The organism is Burkholderia sp. Ax-1720, from assembly GCF_011753035.1.
In the GTDB taxonomy this organism is placed as follows: domain Bacteria; phylum Pseudomonadota; class Gammaproteobacteria; order Burkholderiales; family Burkholderiaceae; genus Burkholderia; species Burkholderia gladioli.
The window spans coordinates 1-2340 of sequence record NZ_VWWK01000369.1 but is presented as its reverse complement, the minus strand read 5'-3'; the positions used below and the strand labels follow the sequence as shown (position 1 = coordinate 2340).

Genomic DNA, 2340 nt, shown 5'->3' with positions numbered 1-2340 from the left:
CCTTCGTCACCGCCACCTCGCCCGACGCGGCCGCCCACGCGGCGCGCCACCGCGCCCTGCCGGCCGCCGCCGGCGAGCCCGACATCGGCACCTGGGCGGTGGCGCTCGATCCCGGCACCCACGCCGAGGCAGTGGAAACCGAAGGCGCCCGGCAATGCGCGGCGCTGATCTACACCACCGGCACCACCGGCACACCCAAGGGCGTGATGCTGTCGCATCGCAACCTGCTGTTCGTCGCGGCCGTCTCCAGCACGCTGCGGCGGGTGAGCGCGAGCGACGTGGTCTATACGGTGCTGCCGGTCTCGCACGTCTACGGGCTGGCCTCGGTCTGCCTGGGCAGCCTGTGCGCCGGCGCGACCCTGCGCCTGGCGCCGCGCTTCGTGCCCGAGGCGGTGCGCCGCGCGCTGGCCGACGAGCGCGTGACCATCTTCCAGGGCGTGCCGGCGATGCACGCGAAGCTGCTCGATCACCTGCAGGCTCACGGCCACGCCTGGCAGGCCCCGCAACTGCGCTTCGTCTATTCGGGCGGCTCGCCGCTCGACGCGGACCTGAAAGCGCGGGTCGAGCGCGTCTACGGGCTGCCGCTGCACAACGGCTACGGCATGACCGAAAGCAGCCCGACCGTCGCGCAGACGCTGCTGGAGGCACCGCGCGGGGATTGCTCGGTGGGCGTGCCGATTCCCGGCATCGAGGTGCGGCTGGTCGATCCCGAGCTGAAGCCGGTGCCGCCCGGCGAGGTCGGCGAGATCCTGGTGCGCGGACCGAACGTGATGCTCGGCTATTACCGCAACCCCGAGGCCACGCGCGCGGCCGTCACGGCCGAGGGCTGGCTGCGCACCGGCGACCTGGCGCGGGCCGCCGCCGACGGCGCGCTGAGCATCGCCGGCCGCAGCAAGGAGCTGATCATCCGCTCCGGCTTCAACGTCTATCCGGCCGAGGTCGAGCATGTGCTGAACGCGCATCCGGCCGTGGTGCAGTCGGCCGTGATCGGGCGGGCGGTGCCCGGCAACGAGGAAGTGCTCGCCTTCGTCGAGCTGACGCCGGGCGCCGCGCTCGCCGCCGACGAGCTCGACGCCTGGTGCGCGGCCAGGCTCGCGCCCTACAAGCGGCCCGCGCGCATCGTCGCCGTCGAGGCGCTGCCGGCCGCCTCGACCGGCAAGGTGCTCAAGCACCGGCTGCGCGAGCACGCGGCCTATAAAGACTGAAAGACCGAACGGAGCGGATCGAAGCCCGGGGAGGCTGGCGACGGGCAGGGCGGGATCCGGGAAGCACGCGCCGCGGAAACGGCGCGCCTCCCTTCAGCAGATCTCAGCCGCGCGGATGATGCTGGGCGTGCAGCGAGCGCAGGCGTTCGCGCGCGACGTGCGTGTAGATCTGCGTGGTCGAGATATCGCTGTGGCCGAGCAGCATCTGCACCACGCGCAGGTCCGCGCCGTGATTGAGCAGGTGCGTGGCGAAGGCGTGCCGCAGCGTGTGCGGCGAGAGATGCGCGCGGATCTCGGCGCGCAGCGCGTGGCGCTTGATGATGTTCCAGAACTGCTGGCGCGTCATGCCCTCGCCGCGCGCGGTCACGAACAGCGCGTCCGAGGCGCGCGCGCCGAGCAGCGCGGGTCGCGCCTCGCGCAGGTAGCGCTCGATCCAGCCGTGCGCGACCTCGCCGAACGGCACCAGCCGCTCCTTCGAGCCCTTGCCCATCACGCGCACCACGCCGTCGTTGAGGCCGACCTCGACCGTCTTCAGCGTGACCAGTTCGCTCACCCGCAGCCCGCTCGCGTACATCAGCTCGAGCATGGTGCGATCGCGCAGCCCCAGCGCCGTCTCCACCTCGGGCGCGCCGAGCAGCGCCTCGACCTGGCCTTCCGAGAGCGTCGAGGGAAACCGCGGCGCCTGCTTGGCCGACAGCACGCGCAGCGTCGGATCGGCGGCCGCGCGATGCTCGCGCAGCGCCCAGCCGTAATAGCGCCGGAAGACCGACAAACGCCGGTTCGAGGAGGTGGCCTTGCCGTCGCTGCGCGCCGCGATGTAGGCCGTCAGGATCGGCTCGGAGACGACATCGAGGCTCGCCTCGTGCGTCTGCGCGAGCCACTGCGCGAACAGCGTCAGGTCGCGCCGGTAGGCATCGAGCGTGTTCTTCGACAGGCCATGCTCGAGCCACAGCGCGTCGCAGAACAGGTCGATCGCGTGACGGCTGGCCTCGCGCTCGGGCGTGCCGGCCAGCGCCTCGCCGAGCGCGCCGTCGCACTTGCCGCCGCTGCCGGGCGGGCGGCCCGGCTTGCGGCGGGGGCTTCGGCCGGCGCCGCGCGCGGCCGCGTCGGCAGCCTGGCGCGGCTTGCGCGCGGC

At 73.1% G+C, this 2340-nt stretch carries 2 protein-coding genes; one reads left to right on the top strand and one right to left on the bottom strand.

Annotated features, from left to right (window positions below):
* Window positions 1-1205, top strand: a 1205-nt coding sequence (locus F3J18_RS36775) for a fatty acid--CoA ligase family protein (RefSeq protein WP_166917051.1), incomplete at its 5' end; no start/stop codon positions are given.
* Window positions 1206-1308: 103 nt separating this feature from the next.
* On the opposite strand, the gene xerD is transcribed toward F3J18_RS36775, so the two are convergent.
* Complete coding sequence (gene xerD / locus F3J18_RS36770; protein WP_166917053.1) at window positions 1309-2217, bottom strand: site-specific tyrosine recombinase XerD; 909 nt, start codon at window positions 2215-2217, stop codon at window positions 1309-1311.
* Window positions 2218-2340 lie beyond the last annotated feature (123 nt).